Below are 18,704 nucleotides of genomic sequence, written 5' to 3'. Positions count from 1 at the left end.
GTCACTCCAGTACGCGGGAGCCGCCGACCGGGAGGTCCCACAGGTCCTGCCGGGGCAGGCCCGCCTGCTCCCAGGCGGCCCGTACGCGGGTTAGCGGCTCCATGACCGGTTCGGCCGAGAGCACGAACGTGCCCCAGTGCATCGGCGCCATCCGGCGGGCGCCGACGTCCACCGCGGCCCGGACCGCCTCCTCCGGGTCGCAGTGGACGTCGCTGAGCCACCAGCGCGGGTCGTAGGCGCCGATGGGGAGCAGGGCGAGGTCGATGCCGGGGTAGCGGCGGCCGATGCGGGAGAACCAGTGGCCGTAGCCGGTGTCGCCGGCGAAGTACACGCGCCGGCCCTCGGGGTCGGTGAGGACCCAGCCGCCCCACAGGGTGCGGCAGGTGTCGGTGAGGGTCCGCTTGGACCAGTGGTGGGCGGGCACGAAGTCGAAGCGGACGCCGCCCAGTTCGGTCGCCTCCCACCAGTCCAGCTCGGTGACGCGGGTGAACCGGCGGCGGTGGAACCACCGGCCGAGCCCTGCCGGGACGAACACCGGGGTGTCGCGGGGAAGCCTGCGCAGCGTGGGGGCGTCCAGGTGGTCGTAGTGGTTGTGGCTGATGACGACCGCGTCGACGCGCGGCAGGGCGCTCCAGGGGACGCCGACCGGCGTGATGCGGGCGGGTGTGCCGAGGATGCGGCGCGACCAGACCGGGTCGGTGAGCACGGTGAGCCCGCCGATGCCGACCACCCAGCTCGCGTGTCCGGCCCAGGTGACGGCGACGGTGCGGGTGTCCACGCGGGGCAGCGGGCCGGGGGCGTACGGCAGCCTGGGGATGTCGGCGAGGCCCTCCGGGCCGGGTCTGACCGCGCCCTCGCGGGCGAATCTGGCGAAGGCCTTCAGGCCGGGCAGCGGGGCGGTCAGCCGGTCGTGGAAGGTACGGGGCCACACCCGGCGTTCGGCCGGCGGCCGGGGTTCGGCCAGCGGCGGGAACGGGGCCGTCGTGGACGGCGGGGCGTCGGTGTCCTGGTCCTGGACGGGCGTCGTGGTGCCCGTGGCCGGCCGGGGCTGCTGCGTCATCGAGGAGGCTCCCATCGCTGAGCGTCGCGGAGATCGCCGAAGACGGACTTCAGGCGTGCCAACGCGCTGTGCACGTGCGGCAGTTCCAAGGGGTCGGTGGTCGTCGGGAAGTGCGCGCCCGGCTCGTCGGCGTCGGCCGGCAGCGGGCCGGTGGACAGCCGTACGCGCAGGGCGGGGAGGTCGTCGCCGAAGCGGTGCCCTCCGGGGGCGGGCATGCCGAGCCGGGCGGTGAGGAAGTCCTCCAGTTCCTGGGCGTCGCCGACGCCCTGCGCGGCGAGCGCGTCGCGCAGGGGCCCGAGGTCGGCGTACAGGTGGCGGCCCGCCTGCGGGGGTCTGGCGGTGGCGCCCGCGGCGACGACGGCCGCGTGCACGGCGGCGGCGAGGCGCGCGTGCAGGCGGACGGCGGCGGTGCGGCGGGCGGTGACCGGTTCGGGTTCGTCCAGCGCGTACCCGGCCGCGGCGGCGAGGGGGGCGGCCACGCGGGCGCCGAGGGCGGTGAGCACGTCGAGCGCGCGTGCGTGCAGGTCCTGGCCGGCGGCGGACGCGGGCAGGCGGGCGACGGCCGCGGGCCAGCCGGGCGGGAGGAACGCCCCGGCGAGGTCGGTCACGACGGTGACCCGTTCGGGGAGCATCTCGGCGGGGCTGAGCAGCACCGTGCCGTGCGGGTCGTGCAGGGTGTCGCGCCAGGTCTCGTCGCTGACCAGGTGCAGTCCCTCGCCCGCGGCGGCCTCGACGGTCTCGTGCAGCAGCTCGGGCGGCGCGACGGTGCCCGTGGGGTCGTCGGCGACGGACAGCACGAGCAGCCGCGGCTCGCCGCCCTCGTCGCGGACGCGGCGCACGGTCTCCAGGAGTGCGTACGGATCGGGTACGCCGCCGGACTCGGCCGGGGTCGGCACGTGGAACACGGGTCTGCCCAGCAGCCGAGCGTCCGGCGCCCACCAGGCCGCGCAGGGGCGGGGCACCAGGACGTCGCCGCCCAGCGCGGCGGTCAGCGCGAGCAGCAGGGAGTGGGCACCGGGGGCGGCGGCCACCTGCCCCGGCTCGGTGGGCAGGCCGCGCCGCTCCCAGTAGCCGCAGGCGGACTCCAGCAGCGCGGGCGCGCCCCCGACCGGTTCCTCGCCCGCACGCCCCGCCGAGGCGGCGAGGACGGCGGACAGCTCCGGCAGCACCGGCAGTCCGTCCCCGGGGAGGTGGGGGCCGTAGCGGACGGGGCCGTGGCCGTGCGGGGGGTGGTGCCCGAGGTCCCGGGCTCCGGGGGGCCGGCCTCTTCGGCCCTCGGTGGCCTTGCCCCCGGCGTCCCGGCCTTCGGGCGCCGGGTCTCGGCGGGTGCGGGCGCCGCGGCCGTGGCCTTCGGAGGCCCCGCCTTCGGAGGCGTTGCCCTGGGAGACCGCGCCTTCCGGGACCGCGCCTTCGAAGGCACCGCCCTGGGACGCGTCGTTCTCGGGGCTGTGGCCCTGGGACAGGTGACGCGTGGAGGCGTCGCCCTCGGGGGCCCGGCCCTCGGGGGGGCGTTCCGGGGCGACTCGGCCGTCGGGCGCCCGGCCGTGGGGGGCACGCACCCCGGGGCCGTCGCCTGCGGAGGCGTTGCCTTCGGGGTGGGTCCGCCGCATGGGTGCCTCCGTGGTGCCGAGTCCTGTCGCCGCCGGGCCGTGGTCCGCGGTCGTGCTCCAAGTACCCACCGTGCCGCCGGGCCATGGCCGCGGCCCCGGTTGCGCCGATCACAACGCGGACCGCCCGCGGGGCCGGGGCCCGGTTCAGTCCTCGCGCGCGTCCCCGCGCAGCCTCAGCCGGACCCGGTGGGCGGCCCCGCCGAGCGCGCCCGCGATCAGGACGCCGCCGGCGGCCAGAGCGGGCACGGAGCCGGTGAAGGACCCTCCCGCGCCCGCCCGCACCCCGTGCTCCGCCCCCGGCCCCTCGCAGTCCGTGCCGGGCGCGGCGGGTTCGGGGCAGGCGGGGCCGGTCGCACAGGGCACGCCGTGGGTGCCGGTCCCGCCGTCCCCGGCGGAGTGGCCTGACGGCGCCGAGGGGGCGGGGACGGGACCGGGCTGGTCGCCGGGGGCCGCGTCGTCGTACGGGACGGACTCCTCGTCGGGGAGCGTCTCGTCGTACGGCGCGGCGGCCTCGTCGCCGGGCCCCGCGGGCTCTGCGCCGGGGACGGCGGTCACGTCGTCCGGAGCGGGCGCCTCCCCCGGCACGGTCCCGTCGCCCGGGAGGGGAGGCTCGTCGCCCGGCAGGACCGGCTCCTCCTCGGGGAGACCGGGCTCCCCGTCCGCTGCGGACCCGTCGTAGGGAACCGCGTCCTCCCCCGGCACCGGAGCCTGGCCGTGCGCCGACGGCTCGGCGGGGACGGCCGGCTTGCCGCCGGGTCTCGTCGGCTGCTCGTGGGGGGTCGCCGGCCGGTGCGGGCCGGTGGGCTCGGGGCACGGGGGCGCCCCCGTGCCGCCGCCCCGGGACGGCGGGGCGCCACCGCTGCCGGACGCCGTCGCGCCGCTCTCCCGGGACGCCGTCGCGCCGCTGCCGCCGGTCACCGTCATGGGGGCGCTCCAGCGGGTGCCTTCGCCGCCGGAGGCCGACGGGCAGGTGCCGTCGACCGTCCACGGGATGTGCGGGCCGGCCGCGTCCGGGTCGGCCTCGAACGCGGCGGTGGAGGCTGTCCGCGCGGTACCGCGGTAGACCGGGACCGCTGAGTCGTCGCGCACCCTGAGCAGGGCGACGGTGCCCTCGTCGAAGGCTTCGGAGGTGGCGTACAGGACGGCCGGCGCGCTCTCGCCGGCCGCGTCGCAGGTCACCGAGACGGTGACCGTGCCGCCGGGGGGCGCGTCGGCCGGGCTGACCGCCGCGGTGGGACCGCCCGCTCCGGAGGGCTCCGGGGTCACGCCCCGGGCCGCCGCGCCGGACGCGGTGAGGGCGCCCAGGGCGGCACTGGCCACGACGGCGACGGACAGGGCACGGGCGGTGCGGCGCATGGGGCGGGCTCCTTCGAGCGACGGCTGCGGGGGCACGGCACTCGCGCCCCCTCGGCCATCACAGCCCTCCGGCCCCCTGGGCGCGCGCCGCCCTGCGCCGTTCGCGGGACCGGGGGCGCCCGAGCGGGTGAGGAGCGGGTTTCGGACCGCGCGCAGCCGGGCGGGTCAGGCCGCCGGGTCCCGCAGCACCTCTTCCCGCACCCGGTCGCAGCACCGGCTGATCAGCCGCGAGACGTGCATCTGGGAGATGCCGAGCCGCTCGGCGATGCGGCTCTGGGTCATGTCGTCGAAGAACCGCATGTAGAGGATGGCCCGCTCGCGCTCGGGCAGGGCGGCAAGCCGCTTCTTGACGGCCTCGCGGTCCACGACGGTGTCGAGCGCCGGGTCGGGTCCGCCGAGGCCGTCGGCGAGCGAGTAGCCGTCCTCGCTGCCGGGGAGTTCGGCGTCCAGGGACAGGGCGGTGAAACTCTCCAGGGCCTCCATGCCGATACGGGCTTCCTCCTCGCTCAGATCGGCGCGCTCGGCGATCTCGGCGACGGTGGGGCTGCCGCCCGGTGTGGACCGGGACAGTTCCTGGCCCGCGAGGCGCACGCGGTTGCGCAGTTCCTGGACCCGGCGCGGCACGTGCATGGTCCACATGTGGTCGCGGAAGTGGCGCTTGATCTCGCCCGTGATCGTGGGCACGGCGTAGCTCTCGAAGGCGCTGCCGCGGGCGGGGTCGTAGCGGTCGACGGCCTTGACCAGGCCGAGGGCCGCGACCTGGCGCAGGTCCTCGTGGCTCTCGCCGCGGCTGCGGAAGCGTCCCGCGAGCCGTTCGGCCATGGGCAGCCAGGCCTCGACGATCCCGTCGCGGACCGCGTCGCGTTCCGGGCCGTCGGCGAGGGCGGCGAGGCGGCGGAAGGCGTCGGCGGTGTCGGGGGCGTCGTCGTGCGGGTGCTTCGCGCCGGCTGGTATCGGCATGGTGCGTCGCAACTCCTCGGAGCGCGGGTCCTGTCGTCGCGGCGGGTGCCGGGGCTCGGCGAACTTCGGTACGCGAAACGGGCGTCGGCGCGGGGCGACGACACGGCCCGGGGTCGGTCGGTCACCGTGGGAGGGCGTCCGGGATCGGACGGACGCGTCCGGGGCGGCTTCGTGCCGCTCCCACGGACGTGCCTCCTGTCCGAAGCACTGCCCCTGCGCATGCCCCCGCGACCGCGTCCCAAACCCGCCCCGGCGCCCCGGTCCCCCGGCACCCGGCCGCCTACCGCGCGGAGCGCAGCCCCTCCGTGCCGGCGGTCGTTGCGGCGTCGTCGGGCGGCGGAGCGGTGCCCGGCAGCATCACGTCCTCGTACCTGCCCATCGCCAGCACCACGCCGAGCATGAGGACCGGGATGAACACAGCGAGCAGCACCGCCATGATCCGTCCTTCCCGAAAGGGGTGGGCGTGGGGGGTGGTGGTGCGGGGCGGGTTCCCCGGCCCGGCGGGGCAAACCCGCCGTGCACACCCCCGAACGCTCCGTGTCCGGACGAATCGGAATCGACCCGTCCGGGGGAATCCGTGTCGGCCCGCGGTGGCCGGGTACGCGGTCCGCACCCCCTGAGGATCTGGAGGGAAACATGCAGCGAGGCAGTGACCGGATGAGCGTCCACCGCGACGACGAGATGAAGCACGAACTGCAGGGTCTGCTCAGGTCCGGGCACCCGACCCGCAGCGAGGAGTGGAACGACCCGGAACCGGCCGCCGAGGACGACCCGGACGTCGTGTTCGGACCGGTGACCCCGGGCCGCGGCCCCACCTATCTGGAGGCCCTGCGGCTCGAGCTGGCCCGGAACCTGACGCGGGGCACCTTCCCCGCGGGCCCGCGGGAACTGACCCGCGCCCTGCGCCGCGGCAACGCCCCCGACGCCCTGGTCGAGGGGCTGGAGCGGCTGCCGGACAAGGCGCGCTACGACAACGTGCAGGAACTGGCCGTCGCCCTGACCGAGTCCGGTCCGCCGGGTACGGCGGGAGCACAGGGCGCGTAGGCGCCGGAAGGGGCGGCCCACGATGGCCGAGTACGTGAGGGACGTCATGACGCCGGGCGTGGTCGCCGTCCGCCCGGACTCCTCCCTCGTCGAGGCGGCGCTGCTCATGCGCGCGCGGCACATCGGTGATGTGGTGGTCGCGGACGGGCAGGACGTCGTGGGCGTGCTGACCGACCGGGACATCACGGTGCGCGCCGTCGCCGACGGCCTCGACCCCATGGCGGTGAGCGTCCGTACGGTGTGCACCCCCGATCCGCTGACCGTCTCCCCCGGCGCTCCGGTGGCGGACGCGGTCACGCTGATGCGGGAGCACGCCGTGCGCCGTCTCCCGGTCGTGGAGAACGGCCTGCCGGTGGGGATGGTGACCCTCGGTGATCTGGCCGAGGCCCACGTCCCCGGCTCGGCGCTCGCCGACATCGGCCATGCCCGGCCGGACACCCGGGACGGCACCTGACGGGACCGCCGCCCCGGAACACGAACGAGACGCGCGCGCCGCGCGGCGACACCGCGGCGCGCCTCGAAAGGAACCGGAAACCCTATGCGCATCGCATTTCTGACCGCACCGGAAGGCGTGGAGCAGGTCGAGCTGACCGAGCCGTGGCAGGCGGCGAAGGACGCGGGTCACGAGCCCGTGCTCGTCTCCACGCGGTCCGGCGAGATCCAGGCCTTCGACCATCTCGACAAGGCCGACACGTTCCCCGTGGACGAGGTGGTCGGCGAGACGTCGGCCGGCTCGTTCGGCGGGCTGGTCCTGCCCGGCGGTGTGGCCAACCCGGACTTCCTGCGCATGGACGCCAAGGCCGTGGCCTTCGTGAAGGACTTCTTCGACCGGGGCCGTCCGGTGGCCGCGATCTGCCATGCCCCGTGGACGCTCGTCGAGGCGGACGTCGTGAACGGCCGGGTCCTGACCTCGTGGCCGAGCCTGCGGACCGATCTGCGCAACGCGGGCGCCACCTGGGTCGACGAGCAGGTCAAGGTCTGCGACCACGGGAACAACGTGCTGGTCACCAGCCGGAAGCCGGACGACCTCAAGGCGTTCTGCGAGACGTACCTCGCCGAGTTCGCCAAGGCGGACGGCTGAGGGACCCCGTACCGGGCCCGGGCCCCGCGGTGCGCCATCGTCGCGCCGCCGGCCCGGGCCCGCGCGTGTCCGGGGCCGCGACGCGCTCGGCCACCCGTCAGCCGCCGGGTGTCGCCGCGTCCGACGATCCTCGTTCGCGGGCACCCTCGCGGGTGCGGCCCGCGGCGACCGCACGCCGCGGATTGCGGCGCAGCCACTCGCCCTCGAGCTGCGCCATGCGTCCGTTGTGGGCCCGCAGCGCGTCGTTCGACCCGTACAGCAGGGTGTCGTGGCGCGTGCGGTGGATGGTCTCCAGCTCCTTCATGAGCTGCTGGTCGTCCAGGCGGCCCGGGTCGACCCCGGTGGCGGTGCCGGTGTCGCCCCGCGTGTCGTGTTCGTTCATGCCGTCCGGGTACCCGCCGCCCCGGAAGCACTACCACCCCCGAGCGGCATCCGGGAGGGAGCCATGGATCTCGCGTTTCTGCATCCCCTCTACGAACATCAGGGCCCCTGGGCCTCCGTGTACGTCGATCTGTCCCGGCACACGGAGGACACTCCTCACGAGCGTGAGCTGACGGCCGCCGCGGTGGCCCGGGAGCTGGCGGCGCAGGGCGCGGACGAGGCGACCTGCGAGGCCGTGCGGGTGGCGGTCGACGGGCTGCGCCACTCCTCGGACCGGCACGGGCGGGCGCTGTTCGCCCGCGCCGGGCAGGTGGTCCTCGACCCGGTGCTGGCGCGGCCCCCGCGGGGCGGCACGGAGGCCCACTGGGCGCCGCTGCCGCACGTGGCGCCGCTGCTGGAGCTGGCCGGCGAGGACCCGGTGTGCGTCGTGGCGTACATCGACCGCAAGGGCGCCGACTTCGAGCTGCGCAGCGCCCTGGGCAGCCGGGACGCCGGGTCGGTGACCGGCAGGCAGTGGCCCGTGCACCGCACGAGCACCCTCGACTGGTCGGAGCGCCACTTCCAGCTCCGGGTGGAGAACACCTGGGAGCACAACGCGGCGGAGATCGCGGACGCGCTGGCCGTGTGCCAGGAGGAGACGGGTGCCGACCTGCTGATCCTGGTCGGTGAGGACCGCGAACGGCGGTCGGTGCACGAGCGGCTGCCCAAGCGGCTCCAGGACCGGATCGTGGACGCGGCTCACGGCGCCGGCAGCCGGCTGCTGGACGAGGACGTGGAGCGGCTGCGCGACGAGCACGTACGGGCGCGGGCGCGGGTGGACCTGGACCGGTTCCTGGCCGCCCGGTCCCCGGACGACGAGGGCCGGGCCGCCGCCGCGGAGGGTGTGCCGGCGCTGATCGAGGCAGCCCGGGAGCACCGCATCGACGAGTTGCTCGTCATCCCGGACGGGCCGGACACGCACCGCGAGGTGTGGATCGGCGAGGACGCCGACCAGGTGGCGGTGCGCCGAACGGAGCTGAAGACGCTGGGCGAGCAGAACTCCTGGTCGGCCCGCGCGGACGACGCGCTGCTGCGCTCGGCGGTGATGACCGGCGCACCCGCGATCTCGGTGACGCCGGCGCTGCCGCGCGAGGACGCGGACGACGTGCCGGTCGGCGGGCTCGGCGCCCTGCTGCGCTGGCGGTGACGGCCCGCACCCGTCCGGCCCCGCGCGTCAGCCCGGAACCCTCCCGGCGGTCCCGCGGCGTCCCGCCGACCGCTACCGGGTCCGCTCCACGCGCCGTTCGTCCCAGACCGGCTCCGGTGTCTCGCGGACCCGGCCGTCGCTGCCGAAGACGAGGTAGCGGTCGAAGGAGCGGGCGAACCAGCGGTCGTGGGTGACCGCGAGGACCGTGCCCTCGAAGCCCTCCAGGCCCTCCTGGAGGGCTTCGGCCGATTCCAGGTCGAGGTTGTCGGTCGGCTCGTCGAGCAGCAGGGCGGTGACGCCCTCCAGTTCCAGCAGCAGGATCTGGAAGCGGGCCTGCTGGCCGCCGGAGAGCCTGTCGAAGGTCTGCTCGGCCTGCTGGGTCAGCTCGTAGCGGCGCAGCCGGGACATGGCGGCGCCCCGGTCCTGGGAGTGCTCGCTCCACAGGATGTCCAGGAGGGTGCGTCCCAGCAGTTCGGGGTGGGCGTGGGTCTGGGCGAAGTGTCCCGGCACCACGCGCGCGCCGAGTTTCCAGTTCCCGGTGTGCGCCACCTCCTCGCCCGCGAGCAGCCGCAGGAAGTGCGACTTGCCGGAGCCGTTGGAGCCGAGGACGGCGACGCGTTCGCCGTAGAAGACCTCCAGGTCGAACGGTTTCATCAGGCCGGTGAGTTCGAGGCCCTCGCAGGTGACGGCGCGTACCCCCGTGCGGCCGCCCTTCAGGCGCATCCTGATGTCCTGCTCGCGGGGCGGCTCGGGCGGCGGGCCGGCCTCCTCGAACTTGCGCAGCCGGGTCTGGGCGGCCGCGTAGCGCGAGGCCATCTCGTGGCTGACGGCGGCGGCCTGACGCAGCGTCAGCACGAGCTTCTTGAGCTGGGCGTGCTTCTCGTCCCAGCGGCGGCGCAGTTCCTCGAAGCGGGCGAAGCGTTCGCGGCGGGCCTCGTGGAAGGTGGCGAAGCCTCCGCCGTGCACCCAGGCGTCGGCGCCGGCGGGGCCGGGTTCCAGGGAGACGATCTTCTGGGCGGCGTGGGCGAGGAGTTCGCGGTCGTGGGAGACGAAGAGGACCGTCTTGCGGGTCTCCTTCAGGCGCTCCTCCAGCCAGCGCTTGCCGGGCACGTCGAGGTAGTTGTCCGGCTCGTCGAGCAGGAGGACCTCGTCGGTGCCGCGCAGCAGCGCCTCCAGGACGAGGCGCTTCTGCTCGCCGCCGGAGAGCGTGCGCACCTGCCGCCACTGGGCCTTCTCGTAGGGGACGCCGAGCGCGGCCGTGGTGCAGATGTCCCACAGCGTCTCGGCCTCGTAGCCCCGGGCCTCGGCCCAGTCGGCGAGCGCCTGCGCGTACCGCATCTGGGCGGCCTCGTCGTCGACGGTCATGATCGCGTGCTCGGCGGCGTCGACGGCGCGCGCGGCCTCGCGGACGCGGGGCGTGGCCACGGACACCAGCAGGTCCCGCACGGTCGTCTCGTCGCGCACGGAGCCCACGAACTGCCGCATCACCCCGAGCCCGCCGCCGACGGTGACGGTCCCGCCGTGCGGCTTCAGCTCCCCGGACAGCAGGCGCAGCAGGGTGGTCTTGCCGGCCCCGTTGGGTCCGACGAGGGCCACCACGGCGCCCTCCCCCACCCGGAAGGAGACATCGCCGAGCAGCGCCCTCCCGTCGGGGAGGTAGTACTCCAGGTGCGCGGCTTCGAGATGACCCATGGGACCGGATTCTGCGGCTCCGGGCGCCCTGCGGGCAAACCGTTTTCCCCGGTACGGGCAGGTGCGGCACACCACCCGCAGGAAACGGCGTCCGCCGGGTAGTCGGGAGGCATGAGCCCCGACGTAGACCTCACCGCCCCGACGCCCGGTCCGCACCCGGTCCGCAACGGTCTGCTGCGGCTGGACCAGCGCGTGTTCGAGGCGGTCGCCGCCCGGCACTGGCCCGGCGCCGACCCCTTGCTGCCCCGCCTCAGCCGCGGCGCCAACCACGGTGTGCTGTGGTTCGCGGCGGCCGCCGCGCTGGCCGCGTCCCGCACACCGCGGGCGCGGCGCGCCGCCGTCCGGGGCCTCGCCTCGCTGGGCCTGGCGTCCTTGACGATCAACACGCTCGGCAAGCGCTCGGTGCGCCGCCCCCGGCCCGTGCTGGATCCGGTGCCGGTGGTGCGGCAGTTGAAGCGGCAGCCGATCACCACGTCGTTCCCGTCGGGGCACTCTGCGTCGGCCGCCGCGTTCGCGGCCGGTGTCGCGCTGGAGTCGCCGGCGTGGGGCGCGGCGGTGGCGCCGGTGGCCGCGGCGGTCGCCCTGTCCCGCGTCTACACGGGCGTCCACTTCCCGAGCGATGTGCTGGCCGGCGCGGCGCTGGGGGTGGGCGCGGCCTTCGCCGTACGGGGCATGGTGCCCACGCGCGCCCAGCTCGTCCCGCCGGCCCGGCCGCGCGCCGAGGTCCCGGCGCTGTCGCAGGGCGAGGGCCTGGTCATGGTGGCCAACGTCGGCTCGGGCACCTCCGACCGGGTGCGGGCTCTGTGCGACGCGCTGCCCCGGGCGGAGGTCGTCGAGTGCGCGCCGGACGAGGTGGGCGCCGAGCTGGAGAAGGCGGCTGACCGCGCCCGGGTGCTCGGCGTCTGCGGCGGCGACGGCACGGTGAACGCCGCCGCGGAGATCGCGCTGCGCCACGGCCTGCCCCTGGCGGTGCTGCCCGGCGGCACGCTCAACCACTTCGCCTACGACCTCGGTGTGGAGGACGTGCGCGACCTGTGCCGCGCGCTGGAGCGCGGCGAGGGCGTGCGCGTGGACGTCGGCCGGTTCACCTCCGGCGAGCAGCGCGGCGTCTTCCTGAACACCTTCAGCCTCGGCGTGTACCCGGAGCTGGTGCGCGAGCGGGAGCGCTGGTCGCACCGGATCGGCGGCTGGCCGGCCGGGGTGCTCGCGGCCGTGCGGGTGCTGCGGGCCGACCGGCATCCGCTGGAGGCGGAACTGCGGGGACGCAGGCGCCCGCTGTGGATGCTGTTCGCGGGCAACGGCACGTACCACCGCATGGGGCTGGCGCCGGGCCGCCGGCTGGACCTGGCGGACGGGCAGCTCGACGTCCGGGTGGTGCACGGCGGCGCGCGGCCGGCGCTGCGCCTGCTCTCCGCGGCCGTCGCCGGTCCGCTGACGCGCTCCCCCGCCCACGCGGCGGTGCAGGTGCCCCGGCTCCGGCTGGCCGGAATCGCGCCGGGCACGCTCCTCGCGTACGACGGGGAGCTCACCGAGACGCAGGGCGACCTGCTGCTGGAGAAGCTGCCGGAGGCGCTGACCGTCTACCGTCCGCTGATCGGCAGCCGCCCCTCGGCACACGCTTCCTGAGGGGTCGTCAGTCCACATAGCAAAACACGGGTCTCATCATGTGGTGCGCGGGCGTACCGTGATCCTGCTGCCGGGCGGGGTCGCCGTACCCCGCGCACCGGCGTGTCGGGCCGTCGGGAAGAGGGGACCAGCCATGTCCAGGCCACAGGAGACCGCCGTCTACACGCACGGACACCACGAGTCCGTGCTGCGCTCGCACACCTGGCGCACCGCCGCGAACTCGGCGGCCTACCTGCTCGGCTCGCTGAAGCCGCACATGAGGATCCTGGACGTCGGCTGCGGCCCCGGCACCATCACCGCGGACCTGGCCGAGCTGGTGCCCGACGGGCACGTGACCGGGGTGGACCGGGCGCCGGAGATCGTGGAACGGGCCCGCGCCACCGCCGCCGAACGCGGCCTCTCGCACACCGACTTCGCCGTCGCGGACGTGCACGCCCTGGACTACCCGGACGACACCTTCTGCGTGGTCCACGCCCACCAGGTGCTCCAGCACGTGGGCGACCCGGTCCGGGCGCTGCGCGAGATGCGGCGGGTGGCGAAGCCGGGCGGGCTGATCGCGGTCCGCGACGCCGACTACGGCGCCATGACCTGGTTCCCGGCCTCACCGGGCATGGACGCCTGGCTGGACCTCTACCAGCGGGTGGCCCGCGCCAACGGCGGCGAGCCGGACGCCGGGCGGCGGCTGAAGGCCTGGGCGCTGGAGGCCGGGTTCACCGACGTCACGGCGACCTCGGACACCTGGACCTTCGCCACGCCGGACGAGCGCGCGTGGTGGAGCGGCCTGTGGGCGGACCGCACCCTGGAGTCGTCCTACGCCGAGCGGGCCACGCGGGGCGGCCACGCGACCGAGGAGGAGCTGCGGGCCGTGTCGGCGGCCTGGCGGGAGTGGGGGCGCCGGCCGGAGGGCTGGTTCAGCGTCCTGCACGGAGAGATTCTGTGCAGAAAGGAAGGCTGACGGACGCCTGTTCCGCGTATTACGGGAAACCAGTAGGGCAGGAGGTTCACACTATGGTTCCGCTTTTGCTCGTACTGCTTCTCGCAATCATTCTTTTCGGCGCCGGATTCGCCGTGAAGATTCTCTGGTGGATAGCCCTGGCCGTCCTGATCGTGTGGCTGCTGGGCTTCCTGGCCCGTGGGACGAACGCCGGCGGCGGCCGGGGCCGCTGGTACAGGTGGTGAACGACAGGCGGTGAACGACAGGCGGTGAGGCTGCTGCCCCGGGAGGCTCACTCCCGGGGCAGCAGCGGTCCCAGCGGCCCGAGGTCCAGATTCAGGTCCTCGGGCCGCAGTCCGTACCGGTCGCGCAGTTCGGTCATGCGGTCGTCGAGCAGCATCAGGGTGAGCCCGATCCGCTCCTCCTGCTCCTCGCTCAGGTCGCCCTCGTCGACGCGGCGCAGCGCCTGGCGTTCCATGAGCTGGCGCAGCAGTTCCACGACGGTCAGCACCAGCTTGACCAGGTCGCGTTCGACCGTGTCGGGTTCCAGGTCGAGCCTCTTGCGGCGTTCGGGATGTTCGCTCACGTCAGTCCCCGAACGGTGAGGGCACATTGCGGTTGACCGAGCTGATCAACGCGTTGAGGTCGATGCGGACGAGGTCGACGTCCGCGATGCGCAGCGTGATGTCGCCGGTGATGACGACTCCGCCGGCCAGCAGCCGGTCGAGCAGGTCCACGAGGGCGATCTCACGTCGTTCGACGACGGTCATGCGTCCTCCCCCGCGGTCCTCTCCCCGCTCTCCGGGGCGGCGCCCTCGCCGGCCGCGCTCTCCTCGCCGGCGGCTTCCTCTCCCGCGAAGGAATAGGCTGCCCATGGCCCGGTGAGTTCCACGCGAATTCCGGGAGTGTCGTCCTTCGTGCGGTCGACCATTTCCACGAATTCCTCGGAAACGTCCCGCGGCACCAGATAGGCGGCATTGAGAACGTTGCGTCCGGCGGCACCGGAGAGCGTCGGGTTCTGCGGCGCGTGCAGCCGCGCGTCGTCGGCCCGCGCGGACAGGTTCGCGTGCAGGCGCGTCGCGAACTCCTCGGCCCTGGCCCACCGGTCCTCGTGCGCCCGCGACTGCTGCCGCCGCCGGCGCAGGTAGTCGCGGCCCGAGACGGGCTTGGGCGCGGGCTCCGCGCGCTCCTGCTGCCCGGGCTCCGTCTCGACGTACACCTTGACGCCCCACTCCACCCGGCCCTCCAGCCGGCCGAGGGTGCGCACGAAGTCCTCCTCGCGCTCCTCCATCATCGAGCGGACGCCGCTGTCGTCCCGGAAGACGGTGGCCAGCCGGAGCGGCAGCGGCGTCGTGACGACGGTGAGCGCGTCGATGACCTGCTGGTGGGCGCGGGCGGTCCCGGCGAGCCAGTCCAGGTCCTCCAGGCGTGCCCGCAGCGCCTCCTCGGAGAAGTCGGCCTCGGGCACATGGCTCACCACCGCGACCAGGCCGCCGTGGGTCAGCAGCCTGGGCGGATCGCCCGCCACCCCGGTGAGCTGGGACTGCAGGGGCGAGTCGAAGGGGCGGCAGACGGCGTAGACGTACCGCAGTCCTGTCACGGTGCCTCCTCCCTCGGTACGCGGCCGCCCTCCAGCTCGCGCAGGCGCTGCCGCAACTCGGCGTTCTCCCGGGTCAGTTCGTCGCGCCGCGCGCGCGAGGAGAGCGCCGGGTCGCTCTCCCACCAGTCGATGCCCATTTCCTTGGCCTTGTCGACGGAGGCGACGATGAGCCGCAGCTTGATGGTGAGCAGCTCGATGTCGAGCAGGTTGATCCGGATGTCGCCCGCGATGACGACACCCTTGTCGAGCACCCGCTCCAGGATGTCGGCGAGGTTGGCGCTCTGTCCCTGACCGTAGGGCTCGGGCAGCCGGCCGGGAGTGGTCATCGACGGCTCCCGCGGTCGGCGTAGGCGTCCTCGTCCTCGTCCTCGTACTCACCGCGCGACTCGTACTCGTCCTCGGGCTCCTCGTCCTCGTCCTCCTCCTCGTCCTCCTCGTACTCGTCCTCGGGCTCCTCCTCGTAGTCGTCCTCGTCCTCGGGCTCGCCGGAGTCCTCCTCCGCCTCGTCCTCGTCCTCGTCGTACGAGGCTTCCTCGTCGTCCCCGTAGTCCTCTTCGTCCTCGTCGCGCTCCCGGCCCTCGGGGCCTTCCCGGTCCTCCCCCTTCTCCTTCTCCCGCTTCTCCCGCTCCTCCTCCTCGACCGCGTCCTCGTGGCTGCGGACGACCTCGCCGTCGCGGATCTCTCCGCGCCAGCTGTCCTCGACCTCGCCCTTGAGGGTGATGTGGCGGACGTAGTTCTTGAGGTCGAGCCGGGCCCGGCGGCCCTGAGCGCGCCAGATGTTGCCGGTCTTCTCGAAGAAACCGCTGGGGTAGTACTCGATGACGAGGAGCACGCGGGTGAGGTTGTCGGCGAGCCGGTGGAAGCTGACCACGCCTCTGGTGGTGCCCTTGGCGCCCTCCGAGGACCAGGAGATCCGGTCGTCGGGGACCTGCTCGGTGGTCTTGGCCTTCCAGCTCCGGTTGGACCACCACACCTTGAGCTGCCAGTCGGACGTCGTGTCGTCGGCGCGGTTGGCGCTCTTGACGCCCTTGGCGAAGGTGCTGAAGTCCTGGTACTGCGTCCACTGGTCGTAGGCGGTGCGCAACGGCACGCCGACGTCGACGTACTCGATGATGACGGTCGGCTTCTGGCCGCCGCCGCCCTTCTTCTTGCCCTTGCCGCCGCCGAGGTTCTTGAAGGCGCCGAGCACGTTGTCCTTGACCTTGCCGGCGCCGACCTCGAACGCGGCCCGCAGCGGGCTCTTGCCCTCGGCGAGCTTGCGCCCGCCGTCGAGGGCGAGCTTGGCGAACCCGGGGCTGTTGCCCTCGGCGATGTCGTTCAGCTTGCCGGTGGTCTCGCCGAGCTTGCGGCCGACGCCGGTCAGCAGACGCGTGGCCTGGGCGGCGAGGTAGTCCTGCACCTCCGCCTTGAGGCGGTCGGCCGCCTCGCTGCGCGCCACGTCGGCCAACGGGTTGTCCTTCACGGCCTTGCCGGCCGTGGAGGCCGCGGAACCGAGGGTGTCGGTCATCGCTCACCACCGCCCTTCGACTGCCGGGACCCGGTACTGCGGGCGCCGGCCGTCTTCTTGCCGGCCGCCTTCCTGGCGGGCTGTGTCCGTTTCGCCGCGGACTTCGCGGGAGCCTTGCCCGCGGCCTTCTTGGCCGGAGCCTTCCGGGCCGTCTTCCGTGCCGCGGACGGAGCGTCCTTCGCGGCCCTCTCGCGCCGCGGCTCTTGCCGCCCGGCGGGTTTCTCGCGCTCCTCCTCGTGCTCCTCCCCGGCGCGCTCGTCCTCCTGCTCCTCCGCGTCCCGCGCGTCCGGCTCAGCGTCCTCCGGCTCCTCGGAGTCCTCGGAGTCGCCGGATCCGACGCCCGTCGCCTTCGACGTCACGCCGGAGAGCTGGTCGCGCACCTGGGCCGTGCGGCCGTGGAGGCGGTCGGCGAGCGCGTCGATCTGCCGCTCCACCATGGCACCGGAGGCGGCCTTGCCCACGCCCCGCAGGTCCGTGCGCAGTTGGTCCCCGATCTCCTTGAACTGCGGGTTGTTCTGCAGTTGCGAGGAGACGAGTTCCGCGACACCCTTCGGGGTGAGGTTCAGCTTCTTTCCGGCCACCATGGTGCCCACGGCGACCGCCATTTTCATCTTCTTCGTGCGTCCGAGCAGATAGCCGGCCCCTACCGCGAGGCCCAGTGCCGTTCGATTCATGGTGCCGTCCCGTTGCCCAATCCCGCGCTGTGGCGCGTTGCGGTCTCCAGCCGGTCCAGGAGGGCGTCCTCCTCCTGGTCGAACTCCTCCTCGGTGATCTCCCCGGCTTCCAACCGCTCCTCCAGCCGGGCGAGTTCGGCCCGGATCGTGGAGGGGTCGTAGTAGATCCGCTCCGCCTCTGCCAGTACCTGCTTGATGGCCCAGCCGCCACCGCGCGCCGGGGCGAGCGGCAGCAGGAGGATCTCCGAGAGGATTCCCACGGTCGTCACCCCGCTCCGGCGTCCGTCCCGCCGGCCGCGGTGCCCGCGGGCTCGGCCGGGCCGGGCTCCACGAAGCTGTACGGCGGCAGCGGACCGTTCACCCGCACCTCCAGGTGCGGCATCTCCCCGCGGATCCGCTCCACGGCGGCCAGGAACTCCTCGGCCGAGTCCCGGTGCACCAGGAACGACACGTTGGCCAGCCAGCCGGTGGACTCGGGTCCCACGCTCACCGAGTCGGCGGCCCCCTCGAGGGCGCGCTCCAGCGCGACGGCGTCCTCCGCCTCCTTGCCCTTGACGGCGGAGGCGACCAGCTCGCCGAGCCGGATCTTGTCCTCGTAACTTCCGCCGCCCGCCTTCCGGTTCGACTCCGCGAGGGCGCGGATCTCCGAGTTCTCGGCCATCACCTGGTGCAGGACGGCTTCCTCGACGTGATTGGCCTTGACGTTGTACTCGACCCGGCCGTCCAGCGCCCGCAGCCGCTCCTGGTAGTGCTCGGCGCGCTCGGCGAGCACGCCGGTGACCGCCGCGTCGTCCGGGGCGACGCTGCCGAACCTCATGGGCAGCACGCACCCGGCGGCGCCCGCCTCGCTGAGGACGTTCTGGTGGGCGAGGAGTTCCCTGCGCTTGGGGCGCAGGTCCTCGGGGGCGTCGCTGACCACCGCGGCCAGGTCGCCCTCCTTGAGGACGCGCACCTCGCGGGGCGGGTCGCCGATGCCCGTCAGCCCTTCCGGGAGCGAGGGGTGGGACCCGGCGGTGATGCCGTAGACGTACGTGCTCACTCCTGCTCCTCCTTACGACGCGAGGACGTGGCCTTGCGGGCACGCGGACGCGAGGCGCTCTCCCGCTCGGAGCCGCTCTCGTCACGGGCCTGCTTGAACGCGTCCGAGATGGTCTCGGCGGCGCCGGACAGCGCCCCCTTGGACTTGCCGCGGGCGCCGGACTCGGTCATCTCTCCGACCAGGTCGGGCAGGCCCGGGGCCTTGCGCGGCCCGGCCTCCAGGTCGAGCCGGTTGCACGCCTCGGCGAAGCGGAGATAGGTGTCGACGCTGGCGACGACGACGCGGACGTCGATCTTCAGGATCTCGATGCCGACCAGGGAAACCCGCACGAACGCGTCGATGACGAGCCCCCTGTCCAGTACGAGCTCGAGCACGTCGTAGAGGCCGCTGCTGCCGCCTCCGCCGCCGGACTGTTGTGCCGGTACGACAGTCATCCGGTTGTTCCTCCCTCTCGTCTACGGGTGTGGGTGGGGCGCGGTCGGACGGCCTAGCGGCCGGAGCCGCGCGCGTCGGCGCGTCCGCGCTCGTAGCGCCGGGCCCGCCGGTAGCCGGTGAGCTGCCCCTGGGGGTCGAGCTCCACCTGGTAGCTCGCCATCAGGCTCATCGTGTCGGGCACCCTCTCCAGCTCGAGCACCTCGACCTCCAGCGACCAGCCGTCCTCCGTCTGCCCGAAGGACGAGACGGATTCGGCGGTCAGACCGGTGAGCTCCGCGAACTGGGCGCGCGCCTCGCGCAGCACCTCCATCGGGCCCGGCCGACGGGCCGACTGTGCCCCCTGTTGTTCCTGTGACTCGCGTGACTCTCGTTGCTCTTGAGACTTTTGCGACTCTCGGGTCTCTTGTGTTGATTTCCGTGAAGTCTGTTGTGAGCTTGGCGATTCGGATGTGTTTTTCGTGTTCGTCATGGCCACCTCCCCCTCCGTGTGGCCGCAAGCGTGTTCGCCAAACCTCCACA

General features: G+C 74.1%; 24 protein-coding genes. 7 read left to right on the top strand and 17 right to left on the bottom strand.

The features are described from left to right. Position 1: 1 nt before the first annotated feature. The 5 genes from ACH499_RS08800 to ACH499_RS08780 form a co-directional block, all read right to left on the bottom strand. Positions 2-1,060 (bottom strand): MBL fold metallo-hydrolase, encoded by a 1,059-nt coding sequence (locus tag ACH499_RS08800; RefSeq protein WP_399014401.1) that lies wholly within the window; start codon positions 1,058-1,060, stop codon positions 2-4. Continuing rightward, positions 1,057-2,670 (bottom strand): aminotransferase class I/II-fold pyridoxal phosphate-dependent enzyme, encoded by a 1,614-nt coding sequence (locus tag ACH499_RS08795; RefSeq protein WP_399014400.1) that lies wholly within the window; start codon positions 2,668-2,670, stop codon positions 1,057-1,059. Before ACH499_RS08795 ends, ACH499_RS08800 begins: the two co-directional genes overlap by 4 nt. 144 nt (positions 2,671-2,814) lie before the next feature. After that, positions 2,815-4,026, bottom strand: a complete 1,212-nt coding sequence (locus ACH499_RS08790; protein ID WP_399014399.1) for a hypothetical protein — start codon at positions 4,024-4,026, stop codon at positions 2,815-2,817. A 165-nt stretch (positions 4,027-4,191) separates the two neighbouring features. Then, positions 4,192-4,986: an RNA polymerase sigma factor SigF gene (locus ACH499_RS08785; RefSeq protein WP_399014398.1), complete on the bottom strand. Its 795-nt coding sequence runs from the start codon at positions 4,984-4,986 to the stop codon at positions 4,192-4,194. 280 nt (positions 4,987-5,266) lie between these two features. Continuing rightward, a complete protein-coding gene (locus ACH499_RS08780) occupies positions 5,267-5,422 on the bottom strand; it encodes a hypothetical protein (RefSeq protein WP_399014397.1) in 156 nt (51 codons plus the stop codon). A 200-nt stretch (positions 5,423-5,622) separates the two neighbouring features. Here ACH499_RS08780 and ACH499_RS08775 point away from each other — a divergent pair, with 200 nt between their 5' ends. The 3 genes from ACH499_RS08775 (at position 5,623) to ACH499_RS08765 (ending at position 7,111) form a co-directional block, all read left to right on the top strand. Continuing rightward, on the top strand, positions 5,623-6,030 hold the full coding sequence (locus ACH499_RS08775) for a DUF2795 domain-containing protein (RefSeq protein ID WP_356201932.1): 408 nt from the start codon (positions 5,623-5,625) through the stop codon (positions 6,028-6,030). 22 nt (positions 6,031-6,052) lie between these two features. Then, positions 6,053-6,484 carry a CBS domain-containing protein gene (locus tag ACH499_RS08770; protein WP_399014396.1) on the top strand — a complete coding sequence of 144 codons (432 nt, stop codon included), beginning with the start codon at positions 6,053-6,055 and terminating at the stop codon, positions 6,482-6,484. Positions 6,485-6,568: 84 nt separating this feature from the next. Further along, positions 6,569-7,111, top strand: a complete 543-nt coding sequence (locus ACH499_RS08765) for a type 1 glutamine amidotransferase domain-containing protein (protein ID WP_356201936.1) — start codon at positions 6,569-6,571, stop codon at positions 7,109-7,111. Between the two features lie 97 nt (positions 7,112-7,208). On the opposite strand, the gene ACH499_RS08760 is transcribed toward ACH499_RS08765, so the two are convergent. Beyond that, positions 7,209-7,493 carry a DUF6158 family protein gene (locus tag ACH499_RS08760; RefSeq protein ID WP_356201938.1) on the bottom strand — a complete coding sequence of 95 codons (285 nt, stop codon included), beginning with the start codon at positions 7,491-7,493 and terminating at the stop codon, positions 7,209-7,211. A 63-nt stretch (positions 7,494-7,556) separates the two neighbouring features. On the opposite strand from ACH499_RS08760, the gene ACH499_RS08755 reads away from it, so the two are divergent. Beyond that, positions 7,557-8,678 (top strand): Vms1/Ankzf1 family peptidyl-tRNA hydrolase, encoded by a 1,122-nt coding sequence (locus ACH499_RS08755; protein WP_356201939.1) that lies wholly within the window; start codon positions 7,557-7,559, stop codon positions 8,676-8,678. Between the two features lie 72 nt (positions 8,679-8,750). Here the strand turns inward: ACH499_RS08755 and ACH499_RS08750 are convergent, their stop codons facing one another. Continuing rightward, entirely contained in the window at positions 8,751-10,370 is a 1,620-nt protein-coding gene (locus ACH499_RS08750) for an ATP-binding cassette domain-containing protein (protein WP_356201941.1), read from the bottom strand. Positions 10,371-10,481: 111 nt separating this feature from the next. Between ACH499_RS08750 and ACH499_RS08745 the strand changes: the two genes are divergently transcribed. The 3 genes from ACH499_RS08745 to ACH499_RS08735 all read left to right on the top strand — a co-directional run bounded on the left by ACH499_RS08745 (position 10,482) and on the right by ACH499_RS08735 (position 13,175). Then, entirely contained in the window at positions 10,482-11,996 is a 1,515-nt protein-coding gene (locus tag ACH499_RS08745; RefSeq protein ID WP_399014395.1) for a bifunctional phosphatase PAP2/diacylglycerol kinase family protein, read from the top strand. Positions 11,997-12,129: 133 nt separating this feature from the next. Continuing rightward, positions 12,130-12,951: a class I SAM-dependent methyltransferase gene (locus ACH499_RS08740; protein WP_356201945.1), complete on the top strand. Its 822-nt coding sequence runs from the start codon at positions 12,130-12,132 to the stop codon at positions 12,949-12,951. A 53-nt stretch (positions 12,952-13,004) separates the two neighbouring features. Further along, positions 13,005-13,175 (top strand): hydrophobic protein, encoded by a 171-nt coding sequence (locus tag ACH499_RS08735; RefSeq protein ID WP_356201947.1) that lies wholly within the window; start codon positions 13,005-13,007, stop codon positions 13,173-13,175. 47 nt (positions 13,176-13,222) lie between these two features. Here ACH499_RS08735 and ACH499_RS08730 read toward each other — a convergent pair whose 3' ends face one another. Genes ACH499_RS08730 through ACH499_RS08685 form a run of 10 tightly spaced genes read right to left on the bottom strand, consistent with a single transcriptional unit; the run spans position 13,223 to position 18,654 of the window. Beyond that, the gene (locus ACH499_RS08730; protein WP_356201949.1) at positions 13,223-13,516 is read right to left on the bottom strand and encodes a gas vesicle protein K; all 294 of its coding nucleotides are present in this window, start codon (positions 13,514-13,516) and stop codon (positions 13,223-13,225) included. Between the two features lies 1 nt (position 13,517). Further along, a complete protein-coding gene (locus tag ACH499_RS08725; protein WP_077799359.1) occupies positions 13,518-13,700 on the bottom strand; it encodes a gas vesicle protein in 183 nt (60 codons plus the stop codon). Then, positions 13,697-14,530: a GvpL/GvpF family gas vesicle protein gene (locus ACH499_RS08720; RefSeq protein ID WP_399014394.1), complete on the bottom strand. Its 834-nt coding sequence runs from the start codon at positions 14,528-14,530 to the stop codon at positions 13,697-13,699. The genes ACH499_RS08725 and ACH499_RS08720 overlap by 4 nt, the downstream gene beginning before the upstream one ends. Next, complete coding sequence (locus ACH499_RS08715; protein WP_365604882.1) at positions 14,527-14,856, bottom strand: gas vesicle protein; 330 nt, start codon at positions 14,854-14,856, stop codon at positions 14,527-14,529. Before ACH499_RS08715 ends, ACH499_RS08720 begins: the two co-directional genes overlap by 4 nt. After that, complete coding sequence (locus ACH499_RS08710; protein WP_399014393.1) at positions 14,853-16,037, bottom strand: SRPBCC family protein; 1,185 nt, start codon at positions 16,035-16,037, stop codon at positions 14,853-14,855. The genes ACH499_RS08715 and ACH499_RS08710 overlap by 4 nt, the downstream gene beginning before the upstream one ends. Continuing rightward, positions 16,034-16,711, bottom strand: a complete 678-nt coding sequence (locus ACH499_RS08705; RefSeq protein ID WP_399014392.1) for a DNA primase — start codon at positions 16,709-16,711, stop codon at positions 16,034-16,036. The genes ACH499_RS08710 and ACH499_RS08705 overlap by 4 nt, the downstream gene beginning before the upstream one ends. Then, positions 16,708-16,971: a gas vesicle protein GvpG gene (locus ACH499_RS08700; RefSeq protein WP_356201959.1), complete on the bottom strand. Its 264-nt coding sequence runs from the start codon at positions 16,969-16,971 to the stop codon at positions 16,708-16,710. The genes ACH499_RS08705 and ACH499_RS08700 overlap by 4 nt, the downstream gene beginning before the upstream one ends. A 5-nt stretch (positions 16,972-16,976) precedes the next feature. After that, a complete protein-coding gene (locus ACH499_RS08695; RefSeq protein ID WP_356201960.1) occupies positions 16,977-17,750 on the bottom strand; it encodes a GvpL/GvpF family gas vesicle protein in 774 nt (257 codons plus the stop codon). Next, complete coding sequence (locus ACH499_RS08690) at positions 17,747-18,184, bottom strand: gas vesicle structural protein GvpA (RefSeq protein ID WP_356201962.1); 438 nt, start codon at positions 18,182-18,184, stop codon at positions 17,747-17,749. Before ACH499_RS08690 ends, ACH499_RS08695 begins: the two co-directional genes overlap by 4 nt. Positions 18,185-18,237: 53 nt before the next feature. Then, entirely contained in the window at positions 18,238-18,654 is a 417-nt protein-coding gene (locus tag ACH499_RS08685; protein ID WP_356201964.1) for a gas vesicle protein, read from the bottom strand. Between the last annotated feature and the right edge of the window lie 50 nt (positions 18,655-18,704).

It is taken from the genome of Streptomyces sp. NPDC018947, from assembly GCF_044390505.1.
In the GTDB taxonomy this organism is placed as follows: Bacteria; Actinomycetota; Actinomycetes; order Streptomycetales; family Streptomycetaceae; genus Streptomyces.
The sequence above is the reverse complement of the archived record's forward strand: the minus strand, read 5'-3'. Positions and strand labels throughout refer to the sequence as shown.